The sequence below is a fragment of the Micromonospora sp. WMMD723 genome (assembly GCF_049863385.1).
GTDB classification, from domain to species: domain Bacteria; phylum Actinomycetota; class Actinomycetes; order Mycobacteriales; family Micromonosporaceae; genus Micromonospora; species Micromonospora wenchangensis.
Window position 1 is genome coordinate 4,897,115 of the sequence record NZ_JBMKNR010000001.1, and the last position, 14,699, is coordinate 4,911,813.

Annotated in this window: 10 protein-coding genes and 1 pseudogene; 4 read left to right on the forward strand and 7 right to left on the reverse strand. The window is 71.9% G+C overall.

Translation table 11 applies throughout. From position 1 onward, the window contains the following. Nucleotides 1–225 precede the first annotated feature (225 nt). From ACN261_RS21390 to ACN261_RS21400, 3 genes are read left to right on the forward strand one after another with little or no spacing between them, the layout of a single operon-like run. Nucleotides 226–588, forward strand: a complete 363-nt coding sequence (locus ACN261_RS21390) for an ArsR/SmtB family transcription factor (protein WP_421481438.1) — start codon at nucleotides 226–228, stop codon at nucleotides 586–588. Further along, the gene (locus ACN261_RS21395; protein ID WP_421481439.1) at nucleotides 585–1,064 is read left to right on the forward strand and encodes an SRPBCC family protein; all 480 of its coding nucleotides are present in this window, start codon (nucleotides 585–587) and stop codon (nucleotides 1,062–1,064) included. The genes ACN261_RS21390 and ACN261_RS21395 overlap by 4 nt, the downstream gene beginning before the upstream one ends. Nucleotides 1,065–1,068: 4 nt before the next feature. Continuing rightward, nucleotides 1,069–1,632 (forward strand): dihydrofolate reductase family protein, encoded by a 564-nt coding sequence (locus ACN261_RS21400; protein ID WP_421481440.1) that lies wholly within the window; start codon nucleotides 1,069–1,071, stop codon nucleotides 1,630–1,632. A gap of 90 nt (nucleotides 1,633–1,722) precedes the next feature. Here the strand turns inward: ACN261_RS21400 and ACN261_RS21405 are convergent, their stop codons facing one another. The 7 genes from ACN261_RS21405 to ACN261_RS21435 form a co-directional block, all read right to left on the reverse strand. Beyond that, the gene (locus ACN261_RS21405) at nucleotides 1,723–4,584 is read right to left on the reverse strand and encodes a tetratricopeptide repeat protein (RefSeq protein WP_425851787.1); all 2,862 of its coding nucleotides are present in this window, start codon (nucleotides 4,582–4,584) and stop codon (nucleotides 1,723–1,725) included. 1 nt (nucleotide 4,585) lies between these two features. Further along, a complete protein-coding gene (locus ACN261_RS21410) occupies nucleotides 4,586–5,041 on the reverse strand; it encodes a hypothetical protein (protein ID WP_425851789.1) in 456 nt (151 codons plus the stop codon). 36 nt (nucleotides 5,042–5,077) lie between these two features. Beyond that, complete coding sequence (locus ACN261_RS21415; RefSeq protein ID WP_421481443.1) at nucleotides 5,078–5,881, reverse strand: SAM-dependent methyltransferase; 804 nt, start codon at nucleotides 5,879–5,881, stop codon at nucleotides 5,078–5,080. Nucleotides 5,882–5,955: 74 nt separating this feature from the next. After that, on the reverse strand, nucleotides 5,956–7,029 hold the full coding sequence (locus tag ACN261_RS21420) for an HAD-IIIC family phosphatase (RefSeq protein ID WP_421481444.1): 1,074 nt from the start codon (nucleotides 7,027–7,029) through the stop codon (nucleotides 5,956–5,958). Next, a complete protein-coding gene (locus ACN261_RS21425; RefSeq protein WP_421481445.1) occupies nucleotides 7,022–8,152 on the reverse strand; it encodes an acyl-CoA dehydrogenase family protein in 1,131 nt (376 codons plus the stop codon). The genes ACN261_RS21420 and ACN261_RS21425 overlap by 8 nt, the downstream gene beginning before the upstream one ends. Next, complete coding sequence (locus tag ACN261_RS21430) at nucleotides 8,142–8,411, reverse strand: acyl carrier protein (RefSeq protein WP_421481446.1); 270 nt, start codon at nucleotides 8,409–8,411, stop codon at nucleotides 8,142–8,144. The genes ACN261_RS21425 and ACN261_RS21430 overlap by 11 nt, the downstream gene beginning before the upstream one ends. After that, complete coding sequence (locus ACN261_RS21435) at nucleotides 8,408–9,274, reverse strand: 3-hydroxyacyl-CoA dehydrogenase family protein (protein WP_421481447.1); 867 nt, start codon at nucleotides 9,272–9,274, stop codon at nucleotides 8,408–8,410. Before ACN261_RS21435 ends, ACN261_RS21430 begins: the two co-directional genes overlap by 4 nt. 443 nt (nucleotides 9,275–9,717) lie before the next feature. Between ACN261_RS21435 and ACN261_RS21440 the strand changes: the two are divergent. Beyond that, nucleotides 9,718–14,592, forward strand: a pseudogene (locus ACN261_RS21440) (type I polyketide synthase); the annotation flags it as partial. Between the last annotated feature and the right edge of the window lie 107 nt (nucleotides 14,593–14,699).

Sequence of the window (14,699 nt, forward strand, 5' to 3'; positions counted from 1 at the left end):
CGGGCTGTGTGCGACACCGGCGATTCGAGAGCGGTGAGAGCGGCCTGGCGGGTCTTCGTCACCACGTCGGGACGGTCGTCGAGCACCCGCGCACCGTGGCCTCGCTGCCCCCGGTCTGCTGGGCGACATCGGACAGTCGGCGCATGGCGGTGGTCGACCCCTTCGTTGACAGTGCCGATTGCAGCACTATACGTTTAACAAGTTGGTTAAGTGAGAGGGTTCTCGATGGTAGCCGCCGATCAGCTCAGCGTGGTGTTCTCGGCGCTCGCCGATCCCACCCGACGGGCGATCATCGCCACGTTGGCCGCACGCGACGCGACGGTCACCGAGCTCACCGCTCCGCTGTCGATCTCGATGCCGGCGGTGTCCCGGCACCTGAAGGTGCTTGAGCGCGCCGCGCTCATCTCGCGGTCGCGGTCGGGCAAGTGGCGCGCGAGCCACCTTGAGGCTGGCCCGCTGCGCGAGGCGGCCGACTGGATCGAGCGCTACCGGCGTTCGTGGGACTCGTCCCTCACCCGCCTCGACGTCCATCTCGCCGCGATGCAGGCCGCTGAGCCGGCGGCGGACGACCATCAGGAGAGGGAATGAGACCGACGACGCCGCAGCTGGCGATCTCGCGTCTGTTCGACGCGCCGCGGAAACTCGTCTACCGGGCCTTCACCGATCCCGAACACCTGGCGGCATGGTGGGGCCCGCTCGGGAACTCGCTGCCGCGCGACGAGATCGAGTTCGACGTGCGCCCCGGCGGATTCCAACGGTGGACCGAGGTCAACGCCGCTGACCCCGGCATTCGCGTGCACGTCCACATCGACCTCACCGACGTCGTCGACGGCGAGTTGATCGACGGTGTCATGCGCGTCAGTGGGCGGCTGCGGGAGGGCATCGAGCCGTTCGAGACGAGACTGCGCATCGAGTTCCACGACGACCCGGACGGACGGACGCGACTGGAGATCCGCCAGTGGCTCCCCGAACAGCTGGCGCGGCCGAGCGGGGAGGGCTGGCGTCAGGCGTTCACCAAGCTGGACGCCAACCTGGTGCATGTGCAGCTGACCACCGAGAGGTAGGGGTATGGCAAAGCTGATCTACATGAACAACGTTTCGCTCGACGGTTACATCGAGGACGAACGCGGCACCTTCGCCTGGTTGCCCATCGACGACGAGGTGTTCGCGTTCCACACCGAATGCCTGCGGCCTGTGGGCACGTTCCTCTACGGGCGGTGCCTGTACGAGGCGATGGCCGTCTGGGAGACCGACCCCGCTCTGGCGGAGAAGTCGGACCTCATGGCCGACTTCGCCAGCGTCTGGCAGGGAGCGAGCAAGATCGTCTACTCCACCACCCTCACCGGAGTCTCCACTGCCGACACCCGGATCGAACGCCGTTTCGAGCCCGCTGCCGTCCGCGAACTGAAGGCCACCGCCAGCAGCGACCTGATGGTCGGAGGTGCCAACCTCGCGGCACAGGCGTTCAAGGCCGGACTGCTCGACGAGTGCGAGCTGTTCATCCTGCCCATCGTCGTCGGCGGGGGTAAACCAGGGCTGCCGCCCGGCATGCGTGCCGAGCTTGAGCTTCTCGAGGAGCGCCGATTCGGAAACGGCGTCGTACACCTGCGCTACCGCCCCCTCGGACGGTGAACGACGAGCCCTTCCGGTCGTCGCGCGGCGCGGATCAGGTGGCGGCGAGTGGTCGATCGGTCCCGGTAGGGCATCACCGACCCGGCGGAGCTACGGCGCCGAGCTGCCGTCCGACGGGTCCCGGACAGCTCCGGAACCGCCCCACAACGACTGCCTACCGGATCTGGCCTCGGCGAACGCGAGCCTCATCAGCACGACGAACGCCGCCTGGTGGAACTCCGGCGGAATGCTCCCGGGCGGGATCGCCCCCGGGTGAAGACTGACGAGCCACCGCTGCACCAACGCGGCGCTCTCGTGTTCGTCGACACCGGCGAACGCTTCGATCGCCCGTTCGTAGTGGCGTCGCACCTCCTCGACCTGCCCCGTGTCGAGCAGGGCCAGGCAGAGGGCGAGCAGAGCCTTGCCCTCGCGGTGCCGGTCGTCGACCGCCCGGAAGATGTCGGCGGCCCGTCGATGGGCGACGACGGCGTCCGCCGACCGCTGCGCTGCCCGCAGGTTGTTGCCGAGGTTGTTCGTGGCGACGCCCTCGCCCTGCCGGTCACCGGCCTCCCGGTACGCCTGCACCGCCTGTTCGTAGGCGGCGGTGGCGTCGGCGAACCGTTCCGCGTCCTGCAGGGTCACACCGAGGTTGCTCAGCGCCGCGCCCTCACCGCCGCGGTCGCCGGTGTCGCGGTATGCCTGCGCCGCCCGCGTGTGGGCGGTTGCCGCCTCGGCACACCGTCCAGCACGGCGCAGGGTCAGGCCGAGGCCGGTCAACGCCAAGCCCTCGTTGCGCCGGTCACCGGTCTCCCCGAAGAGTTCGACGGCCCGGGTGTGGGCGGCCACGGCCTCGTCGAACCGCTGGACCATCTGCAGCGCCGAGCCCAGATAGTGCTGGGCCTCGGCCTCGTGGTACCGGTCGTCGAGCTCGCTGAAGACGTCGATGGCCCAGGTGTGCACGGTGACGGCCCGCTCGTGCTGGCCCACCTCCTGCAGGTCCGCGGCGAGGTTGTTCCAGGTGATGCCCGCACCCTGCCGGTCCCCGGTCTCGCGGCAGATCTCGGCGGCCCGGGTGTGGGCGCTTATCGCCTCGTCGAAGCGCCCCACCGCCCGCAGCACCTGGCCGAGGTTGTTCAGCGCCAGGCCCTCGCTGTGCCGGGCGTCGATCTCACGGTAGATGTCCAACGCCCGGGTGTGGGCGTCTATCGCCTCGTCGAACCGCCCCACCGCCCGCAGGGCCAGGCCGAGGTTGTTCAGCACCATGCCTTCGTCGTGCCGTTCACCGGTCTGCCCGATGATGAGCTCGACCGCCCGGGTGTGGGCGGTGACGGCCTCGTCGGACCGGCCCGCCTCGTTGAGGGCCATGCCGAGGTTGTTCAGTGCCATGCCCTCGCCGTGCCGGTCCCCGGCCTGCCGGCAGATGGCCCGGAAGCTGTCGGTGACGGTGATCAGCTCGGACAGGTACCGACGGAACGACAGGAATATGTGCAGGAGGGAGGCCAGCCCGATGCTGGCCGTGCGGTGCCCGTGCACGCCCGCGGTCGTACAGACGGCGACCAGGTTGGGCCGTTCGGTCTCCAACCAGGCCAGCGCCTGCTCCCGGGTGGAGAAGGTGGCCACGACCGGGGGCGGTTGCATCTGCCCGGCCGCCCCGTAGGTGGTCTCGATCCGGGCCAGCGCCTCCCGTGGGACGGAACTCGCGGTGAGCGCGGCGGCGATCGACGGAGGCTGCAGATGGGCACTGGCGGCGGCGGTGGCCGCAACGTAGTAGGTGAACAGCCTGGCACGGGCGGCGTCCGGAGCATCGACGTCGGCCGCCTGCTCCTGCGCGTAGAGCCGGACCAGGTCGTGCATCCGCCATCGTCCCCAACGGGGGCCGGCCTCGACGAGGTGGGCGCGGGCCAGATCCGTCAGGAGCGTTTCGGCCCGGTGCGCATCGGTGTCGACCAGACAGGCGGCGGCCTCCGTGCCGACCTCCGGGCCGGGATTGACCGGCAGCAGCCGGAACAGGCGGGCCTGGAGGGGGCTCAGCTGCCGGTAGGACAGGTCGAACGCGGCACGCACCGCACGGTCCTCCCGGCTCAGCCGGTCCAGCCGGGTGTGCGCGGCACGCAACGCCTCCGAGAGGGAGGCCAGCGTACGGGTGCCGGGGTCGGCCAGCAGACCGGCGGCGATGTGCAGCGCAAGCGGCAGGCCCGCGCACAGTCCGGCGATCTCGGCGGCGGCCTGCGGCTCGTCGTGCCCTCTGCTGTCGGCCGGGCCGCGCAGCTGTTCCAACTGGTCGGCCAGGAGCCGCACGGACGTCTCGACGTCCAGCACCCCCAAGTCGTGCAGCCGGGCCCCGACCGCCAGGGTGTGGCGGGAGGTGATCAATGTGGCGGTGCTGTCGTCGCTCGGCAGCAGCGGCGTCACCTGGGCGGCGCTGGCCGCATTGTCGATCACCAGAAGCAGCCGCCGGTCCTGTGCGGCGTAGGCGGCCAGCACGCTACGGAACAGCGCGCTGCGGTCCTGCTCGCCTGCGGGGATGTACTCACCGGGCAGGCCCAGCGCCTGCAACAGGCCGAGCAGTGCCGCGTCGGGCGACAGCCGCCGCAGCGGGTCGTAGCCGAACATGTCCACGAACAGCACTCCACCGGGGAACCAGCCCGGCCGTCGTCGTGCCCGGGTGGCGGCCTGCACGACCAGTTCGGTCTTGCCGACCCCGGCCAGTCCGGCCACCGCCGACACCGGTCCCGCCCCGGTGCCCCCACCGGGTGCCAACTCCTTGAGCAGCGACTCGACCTCGGTCTCCCGGCCGGTGAAGGACGTCGAGGCCCGGGGTAACCCGGCGGGAGTGACCTGCGGAGGCAGGGTCACGGTGATGGCGTGCCCCTGGATCACCGCGTTGAGGAACACTCCGCCGGTGATCGTGTTCGAGGTCGTCCCCTCCGTCCGCCGGCCGAAGAGCCGTCGCCCGAAGCCGTCGCCCTTCACGTCACAAGCCCCGGGACGGGTCGGTCCCGTCGTCGCGGACCGGCGGATCGTGCGGCTGCCGGACGATGTCACGGGCCTGGACGACCGGACCGTGGAACGTGCCGGTCGTGATCGTGTTGGTCACCGCACCGGCGACGGCCTCCGGGGGTGCGGGGGAGGACGGGCCGCCGACGGTCAGGTCACGGGCCTGGACGACCGACTGGGCGAACTGGCCGCCCCGGATCGTGTTGTCGAGCCGGTCGACCGGCCCGCCGTGCGACGCGGACCTGCGGGTCGCTGCCGCGGTGTAGGCGGTCAGCGCCAGCCCCAGCACGGTGGCGAAGATCCCGAGCGTGCTGGCCCACTTGTCGGCCTCCGTCACGCCCATGCGGGCGAACGCCACGCCGAGGCCGACCAGGCCCAGCGAGCAGACCACCCCGGCCGTCCACCCGGCGATCCTCCTGTTACGACGGGTCATCGTTACATTATCTACGGTCACCGCTACTGCGGAACGTCACCGACGCTGTGCCGTGATCAGGACGTACCCCGGAAAGCCACCCGGGCCACGCTCGTGCGCACCCTCCTCGTCCCGGAACAGCCAGTTGGTGATGCTCGTGCCGTACAGCCGCGCGATGTCAGGATGCAGACGGATGTACTCCCGAAGCTGCTCCTGCGCCGGGGGAGGGAAGACCGCGTGCTCCGTGACGTCCCGGAGGTCGAGCACCGTGAACCCCGCCTCCCGCAGCAGCGGTGCGTAGTCGTCGATGTCGATGAGGTTGACGACCTCCGACGGCTCGTCGTAACCGGGCCGGCGGAAGCAGTCGGCCAGGGCCAGCCGCGAGCCCGGCCTGAGCACCCGGGCCGCCTCGGACAACGCCCGCTGCTTGTCCGGCATGTGCAACAGCGACTCGAAGAACCACGCACCGTCGAACGACGCGTCGTCAAACGGCAGCTCCATCGCATCGGCGAGCTCGAAACGCACCCGGTCGGCCAACCCACCCCGCTGCGCCCGCGCCGTGGCCTCCGCCACCTGACCGTCGCTGACCGTGATGCCGACGACCTCCACGTCGTACGAGCGGGCCAGGTCGAGCGCCGGACCACCCACCCCGCACCCCAGATCGAGGATGCGCTGACCCGAGGCGGGCGTCAGCCGCTCGATCAGCCGGGCGGTGAGCCGTTCGGACGCGGCGATCAGGTCGACCTGGTCCTCGTCGTCCGACCAGTAGCCGAAGTGCAGGTTCGCCGGCATCTGCGCCCCGACGAAACCGTCGTACATCTCCGCGACCCGGGTGGCGTTGTCGTCTGCTGTCGGTGTCACCTACGGCCTCCAGTGTTCACAGTCGATCGGATCTGTCGGCCCGGCCCCGGGCGGCGGTCCACACCCCGGCGGGTTCAGCGCGCCGGGAACAGGTCGGTGGCGGTGACCCGAATCGTGCCGGGGGCGTCCCGGGGGGTCGGCACGAGATGCAGATGCTGGGTGTCGGGCTCGTCCGGACGGTCACACCCGGCCGTGCAGGCACAGGGATCGGAGGTGAAACCGGCGAACCGGTAGGCGATCTCCATCATCCGGTTGCGCTCCGTCGGGCGGAAGTCGGCCACCAGGTGGACGCCGGCCGCGAAGGCCCGGTCCACGAGCCAGTTCAGGATCACCGCCCCCGCCCCGAACTGCACCACCCGACACGACGTGGCCAGCAGCTTCACCTGCCAGACACCCTCCTGACGCGCCAGCAGCACGACCCCGACGGCCCCGTGCGGACCGAACCGGTCGGCCATGGTGGTCACCAGGACCTCGTGGCCGGCATCGTCGAGCAGCCGCCGCAGCGCCGCATCGGAGTAGTGCACGCCCGTCGCGTTCATCTGGCTGGTCCGCCGGGTCAGCTCCTCGACCCGGGCGAGATCCCGGTCGGTCGCCCGGTCGATCCACATCTGGAGGTCCAGCGAGCGGAGGAACTCCTGGTCCGGCCCCGCGAAGTCGCGTTGCACGGCGGTACGTCGGACGTTCGCCTGGTACATGCGGCGTCGCTGCCGGGCGTCCTCGGTGACCACCGCCGGGGTGAACTCCGGCCGGCGCGGCAGTCCGGGCACCTCCTCGTGGGTGTAGCAGCGCACGTCGGGCAGGTGGAACGCGACCTCGGCGCGTTCGGTGGGCTGGTCGTCGACGAAGGCCACAGCGGAGTACGCGAACCGCAGACCGTCGGCGATCCGGCGCACCGACTCGGACTTGGGACCCCACCCGATCTCCGGCAGGAGGAAGTACTCCGCGACGTCCCACCGTTCCAGTTGCCGCCACGCGAGGGCGTGGTCGTTCTTGCTGGCGACCGACTGCAGGATGCCCCGCGCGTCCAGGATGGTGATCACCTCACGTACCTCGTCGGGCAGCCGGAGGTCGTCGCCCTCCAGCAGGGTGCCCCGCCAGAGCGTGTTGTCCAGGTCCCAGACGAGACACTTCACCGGCTGGTCAGGCATCGGCCCTCCCCGCCGTGGCCAGCGCGTGGTCGGCGAGGATGAGCTGACAGATCTCGGTGGTGCCCTCGATGATCTCCATCAGCTTGGCGTCCCGGTAGGCCCGGGCCACCGGGCTCCCGTCGTGGGCGGCCCGGGAGGCCAGCAACTGCACGGCCGTCGCCGCGCCCCGCGCCGCGTTGCGCGAACTGACCTGCTTGGCCAGCACCACGGCGGCGACCAGCCCCGGATCACCGTCGTCCCAGCACCTGCTGGCGTGCTCGCAGGCACGGCTGGCCACCTGCTCGGCGACGAGGAGTTCGGCGAGGTGCCGGGACACGAGCTGGTGGCGGGCCAGCTCGGTGCCGAACTGGGCGCGGGCACGCACGTGGGTGGCCGACACCCGCAGACACTCGCGCAGGATGCCCACGCACCCCCAGGCGACGGACATCCGCCCGTAGAGCAGCATCGCGGTCACCAGCATGGACAGGTCGTGCCCACCGCCGCCGAGGATCGCGGAGGCGGGAAGGCGGACGGCGTCGAGACGGACGTCGGCGTGACCCGCCGCGCGGCACCCCGACGGATGCGGGACCCGGGTCAGCCGGACCCCCGGACGGTCGCGGGGGACGACCGCGACGGCCGCCCCCGACCCGAACCGGCCGACGACGAGGATGAGGTCGGCGTAGGTGGCCGCCGTGGTCCACACCTTCTCCCCGGTGACCACTGCCTCACCGTCGACGACCTCGATGCGGGTGGTCATCGCGCCCAGATCGCTGCCGGCGTCGGCTTCGCTGAACGCCACCGCAGCGAGCTGCCCGCCGGTGAGCCGGGGCAGGTAGTGCCGCCGCTGGTCGGCGTCCCCGAACCGGCCGATGCTCCAGGCCGCCATGCCCTGGGAGGTCTGCACGCTACGCACCGAGCTGCACAGGCCGCCGGTGTGTGCGGTCAGCTCACCGTTGTCCGCGCTGCTCAGACCGAGCCCGCCGAACTCCGCCGGCACCTGGGCGCACAGCACACCCTGCCGGCCCAGCTCCCGTAACACCGCGACGGGCAGTTCACCGGCGAGGTCCCAGCCGCCGGCCCGGTCGCCGATGAGCGTGCTGGTCAGGTCGCGGGCGGTGGCGGTGGTACGGCGTTCACCGGCCATGGTCGTCACGCAGCCGCCGCACCAGGGCCGCCATCGACCGCACCGAGCGGAAGTTGTCCAACCGCAGGTCCGCACCCAGCACGGCGATCTGGAAGGTCTGTTCGAGGTGGACCACCAGCTCCATCGCGAACAGCGAGTTGACCAGCCCGCTGTCGAACAGGTCCTGGCCGACCTCGACGGAGGTCTTGAGCCGGTCGGTGAGGTACGACCGCAACGTCTCCTCGGGGTCGAGGATCTCCGCGCTCTGCTCCACCGTCACGACAGTACCTCCGTGTAGTCGTAGAAACCGCGGCCCGACTTGCGGCCGAGATGGCCGTCGCGCACCTTCGCCGTCAACTGTTCGCAGGGCCGGTACCGCTGCTCGCCCGTGCGTTCGTACAGCGCCGCCAGCGAGTCCACCAGGTTGTCCAGACCGATGAGGTCGGCGGTGCGCAGCGGGCCGGTCCGGTGCCCGAGGCAGCCCTGCATGAGGGCGTCGACCTCGTCGGCCGTGGCGATGCCGTCCCCCACGAGGCGGGCCGCGTCGTTGAGCATCGGGTGCAGCAGCCGGCTGGTGACGAAACCCGGCGAGTCGCGCACCTGCACGGCGCGTCGGCGCAGGCCCGCCAGCAGGGCCATGAGCGCGGCCACGGTCGCCTCGCCGGTACGCGGCCCTCGGATCACCTCGACCAGGTCGATCAGGTACGCGGGGTTCATGAAGTGCGTGCCGACCAGTTGGTGCGGTCGGGGCAGGGCCCCGGCCAACTCGTCGATCGGGATGCCCGAGGTGTTGGTGACGAGCGGGACGTCCGTGCCGACGGCCCCGGCCACCTCGACGAGGATCGCGGTCTTGACGGTGAGGTGTTCGCTGACCGCCTCGATCACGGCCGAGACCCCACCCAGCTCCCGTACGGAGGTGGCCGTCACCAGCCGGCCGGGTCGCCCGTCGGCCGGTGCCGCGTTCATCAGCCGGGCGTGGCGCAGCTGGAGGGGAATCGTGTGGGTGGCCCGGTCGAGCGCCGCCGGGTCGTTGTCGACCAGCACCACCGGTCGTCCACTGCCGAGCACGGTCGTGGCGATGCCCGTTCCCATCACCCCGGCGCCCACCACGGCGACCGGCCGGCTGTCGGACCCGACTCCCATGCGTGTGCCCCCGACCCTCGACGATCCTCGCCCCGAGCGGACGTCCGGCGGCGCGCAGCCCCGATGCGGGTCCGCTGCCGACGTGGCGGACTCCGGGACCCGGCCTACCGGTTTCCGTCGTCCGGCTCCACCGCGAGCGAGGCTAGCATCCGACAAATCTCCGGACATAGGTCAGATGACTCATCCGTCCATTTAGTGGGTGGCGGAAATCGTGTCTCGCGCGATTGCCGGGAAATCCCGGAAATGGAATCCGCTCGACCTCCTGTACGACCCGTGTCCCGCGCGAAGGTGGGTTGAACAGGGAGTGGTCGAACGGAGGCCGGCGTCGTGTCCTGTGGCCTGCGTCACGCGAGTCAGATTACGGAAGATCCACGTGGTCCGACTCGGGTACATAGATCAGGCGTTCTGACAATTGAGGAGCCTCGATCTTGGTGAGCGACGACGAACTGCTGGATTACCTCAAACGAGTTACCGCTGAGCTGGACAGGACCACCCATCGGCTCCGCGCGGAGGAGGAACGCCAGCGGGAGCCGATCGCCATCATCGGGATGAGTTGCCGCTTCCCCGGAGGCGTGCGCTCACCCGAGGACCTCTGGGAGCTGCTGACCGCCGGCACGGACGCCATCACCGGCTTCCCCGACGACCGTGGCTGGCCACCACCGTCCACCGTCGCCCACGACGGCACCGAAGCCGCCGGCCCCCCGCCCGTACGCAACGGCGGCTTCCTCACCGACGCCGCCGACTTCGACGCCGGCTTCTTCGGCATCGCCCCACGCGAAGCCCTGGCGATGGACCCGCAGCACCGGCTGCTGCTGGAAACCAGCTGGGAAGCCTTCGAACGGGCCGGCCTCGACCCCCGGTCCCTGCGCGGCAGCCGCACCGGCGTCGTCGTCGGCATGGGCAACACCGACTACGCCTTCACCGCCGTCCCACCCCCGGCCGGGCTCGAAGGGCACCTGCTCACCGGAGTGTCCGGCAGCGTCGGCTCCGGCCGGCTCTCCTACACCTACGGCCTGCGCGGGCCCTCCCTGACGGTCGACACCGCCTGCTCGTCCTCACTGGTCGCCCTGCACCTGGCCGCCCACTGCCTGCGCAGCGGCGAGTGCGACCTCGCCTTGGTCGCGGGCGCGGCCGTCATGGCCACCCCGGCCAGCTTCGTCGCCTTCGCCCAACACGGCGGACTCGCCCCGGACGGCCGGTGCAAGTCGTACGCCGACGCCGCCGACGGCACCGGCTGGGGCGAGGGGATCGGTGTGCTGCTGGTGGAACGGCTGTCCGACGCGCACCGGCACGGCCACCCCGTCCTGGCCGTGCTGCGCGGCTCATCCGTCAACTCCGACGGTGCCTCCAACGGCCTGACCGCGCCCAACGGCACCGCACAGCAGCAGGTGATCGAGGCCGCGCTGACCGCCGCCGGGCTGACCGGCGGCGACGTGGACGCGGTCGAGGGACACGGCTCCGGCACCCGGCTCGGTGACACGATCGAGGCGCAGGCGCTGCTGGCCACCTACGGCCGCAACCGCCCGGCCGGACAACCGCTGTGGCTCGGCTCCGTCAAGTCCAACCTGGGCCACGCCCAGGCCGCGGCCGGCATCGCCGGAGTGATCAAAATGGTACTGGCGCTGCGGCACGGCGTCCTCCCGGCCACCCTGCACGCCCGACAGCCCAGCACCCGGGTCGACTGGTCCACCGGCACCGTACGCCTGACCACCCGACAGCGACCCTGGCCGACCGTCGACCGCCCCCGCCGCGCCGCCGTGTCGTCCTTCGGCATGAGCGGCACCAACGCCCACGTCGTCCTCGAACAGGCACCCGCCACCACCACCGACCCCCGACCCGCACCGGCCGTGCTGCTGCCGTGGGTGCTGTCCGCCCGCACCCCGGAGGCGCTGCGCGCCCAGGCCCGACGCCTGCGCGCCCATGTCGACGAACACGACCTCGACGCCGCCGACGTCGGCTACTCGCTGGCCACGACCCGCAGCACCCTGGAACACACCGCCGTCGTGACCGGAACCGACCGCACCACCCTCCTCGACAACCTCGAAGCACTCGCCGCGGACCGGCCCGACCCGGCCACCGTCACCGGACGCCGCACCGACACCGCCCGGCAACCGGTGCTGCTCTTCTCCGGCCAGGGCACCCACTGGGACGGCATGGCACGCGACCTGCTGGACACCGAACCCGTCTTCGCCCGCACCATGACCGAGTGCGCGCAGGCCCTCGCCACCTGGCTCGACTGGCCGGTGCTCGACGTCGTCCGGGGAGTGCCCGGCGCGCCGACCCTGGACCGGGTCGACGTCGTCCAGCCGGTCCTGTTCGCCACGATGGTGGCGCTGGCCGAACTGTGGGCGTCCTACGGCGTCCGCCCCGCCGCGGTGGCCGGACACTCCCAGGGCGAGATCGCCGCCGCGTACGTCGCCGGCGCACTCTCCCTCGCCGACGCCGCGAAGATCGTCGCCCTGCGCAGCAGGGCCCTGCGACGGCTACGCGGCGCCGGCGCGATGCTCTCGACGCTCGCCCCGGTCGCCGACGTCAGGGAACTCCTGACACCCTGGCAGGACCGGCTGTGGATCGCCGCCGTCAACGGACCGGCCGCCGTCACCGTCTCCGGTGACGACGCCGCCCTCACCGCCCTGGAACGCGAACTGTCGGCCCGTGGCATGCTGCGCTGGCGCATCGAAGGCGTCGACTTCGCGGCACACTCCGGCCAGGTGGAGCAGATCCGCGACGAGATCGAGTCGGAACTGACGGGCCTCACCCCGCGACCGTCGGACGTCCCCTTCTACTCCACCGTCACCGGCACCCACCTCGACACCCGCGGCCTCGACGCCACCTACTGGTACCGCAACCTGCGCGAGCCGGTGGCCCTCGACGCCACGGTACGGGCCCTGCTCGACGCCGGGCACAGCCTCTTCGTGGAGGTCAGCCCCCAACCCGTGCTCACCATGGGCGTCCAGGACCTGATCGACGAGTCAGGCACCGACGCCACGGTCATCGGCACCCTGCGGCGCGGCCGCGGCGACCGACGCCAGTTCCTGGCCACCGTCGCCGACGCGTACACCCGCGGCGTCGACGTCGACTGGCGGGCGGCGTTCACCGGCGCGACCGTCGTCGACCTGCCGACCTACGCCTTCCAGCGCGACCGCTACTGGCTCCCCGAGGCCGACGGCGCCGACGACCGCCGACCCGGCACCCCGGCCACCCGCACCAGCGTCGCGGACCAACGGTTCTGGGACGCCGTGGAACGCACCGACCCGGCCGGGCTCTCCCACCTCATCGGCGTACCGGACGACACCACCCTGCGGGCGGCGCTGCCGGCGATCGCCCGCTGGCGTCAGCAGTCGACCGAGACCACGCTCGCCGACTCCTGGCGCTACCACGTCTCGTGGACACCGCTGCCACCACAGCCGCCGGCCGGCCTGCTCGGGACCTGGGTGGTGGTCCAGCCGGCGGACCACGACCGGGACGACCGCCTGCGGGGGGTCCTCGCCCGGCTCCGGGACAGCGGCGCGTACCTGCGCACGGTCACGCTGTCGCCGCAGGACGCGAGCGGCGGGCGGGTGGCCGAACGGCTGCGCGACGGGGTGCGCGACGCCCCGGCCGTGGTCGGCGTGGTGTCGCTGCTGGCCCTGACCCGGCACACCGACCCGGACCAGCCCGACGTCCCCGGCGGCGTCGCCCTGACCCTGGCCCTGGTCCAGGCGCTCACCCAGGTGACGCTGGCGGCGAAACTGTGGTGCCTCACCTGGGGTGCGACCACGGCGACCACCGGCACACCCGACCCCGCACAGGCCCAACTGTGGGGTCTCGGCCTCGCCGTGGCCCAGGAACACCCGCGCCTGCTGGCCGGCCTGGCCGACCTGCCCCCACTGCCGCAGGCAGCCGCCCTGGCCCACCTCCCCACCGTGCTGTCCGGTCGCACCGGCGAGGACCAGGTCGCGGTGGACGACTCCCGGGTGCTGGCCCGCCGTCTGGTACGGGCACCGGCACCCGGCCCCGACGGTCTCCGGTGGCAACCGAGGGACACCGTCCTGGTGACCGGCGGCACCGGCGCCCTGGGCTCCCGGATCGCCCGATGGGCCGCCCGCAACGGTGCCCGGCACCTCGTCCTGCTCAGCCGCCGGGGTGCCACCGCGCCGGGAGCCGACAGCCTCGCCGGGGACCTGCGCGCCTGCGGCGTCACCGTGGCCTTCGAGGCGTGCGACACCGCCGACCGGACGGCCCTCGCCGCTGCCCTCAGCCGCGTCCCGGACGACCTCCCGCTGCGCGCCGTCGTCCACGCGGCCGGCGTCAGCGGCGGCCACACCCTCACCACCGACCTCACCACGGCCCAGTTCGCCGAGGTGGTCGCCGGCAAGGTACGCGGCGCCGAACACCTCGACTCCCTGCTCGCCGACGCGGACCTGGACGCGTTCGTGCTGATGACGTCGCTGTCCGGCGTGCTCGGCGGCGCCGGACACGCCGCCTACAGCGCCGCCAACGCCCACCTCGACGCCCTGGCCTGCCGCCGTCGTGCCGGCGGCCGGACCGCGACGGCCATCGCCTGGGGCGGCTGGACCGAGACCGGACTGACCGCGACCCCCGACGAGCTACGCGACCTGTTCGACCTCGTCGGGGTCCGCGCCATGGCCCCGCAGCCGGCGATCACCGCGATGGGCCGGGCCGTCGCCGGCGGCGACACCACCGTGGTCGTGGCCGACCTGGACTGGTCGCTGTTCATCTCCGCCTACACCTCACTGCGCCCGAGCACGTTCGTGGAGAACTTCGTCGAAGCCGACGACGACCGCGACGGCGGCGTGGACCACGCGGCCCGACTACGGGAACGGCTCGCGGCCCACGAACCGGCGCACCAGGAACACCTGCTGGCCGAGCTGGTGCGGGAACGCGCCGCCGGGGTGCTGCGCCACACCCGGCCGCAGGCGATCGACATCGACAGGCCGTTCCGGGAACTGGGCTTCGACTCCCTGCTGGCCGTCGAACTGCGCAACCGGCTCAACGCCGCCACCGGCCTGCGACTGGCGACCACCGTGGTGTTCGACCACCCGACCCCGCAGCTGCTGGCACGACAGATACTCCACACCCTGCTGCCCGAGAACGAACCTCCACCGTCGCACGCGATCTTCGCCGACCTCGACCGGCTGGAGACCGACCTGCACACCACCGCCTTCACCGCCGAGGCCCGGGCCCGGGTGACCGCCCGGCTGTCCGAACTGACAGCGAACTGGACGGCCGGCGCGGCGGCGGGCGGATCGCTGTCCGACACCGCCAGCGACGACGAGATGTTCTCCTACCTCCAGGAGAACTTCGGGATCTCGTGAGCCGGCCGACCGTCACCAGCCGAGGAGGGTCCGTGACCAACTCCGAGCGACTCCGCCACTTCCTCCGCGAGACCGCCACCCAGCTCCAGCACACCCGCCAGCGGCTC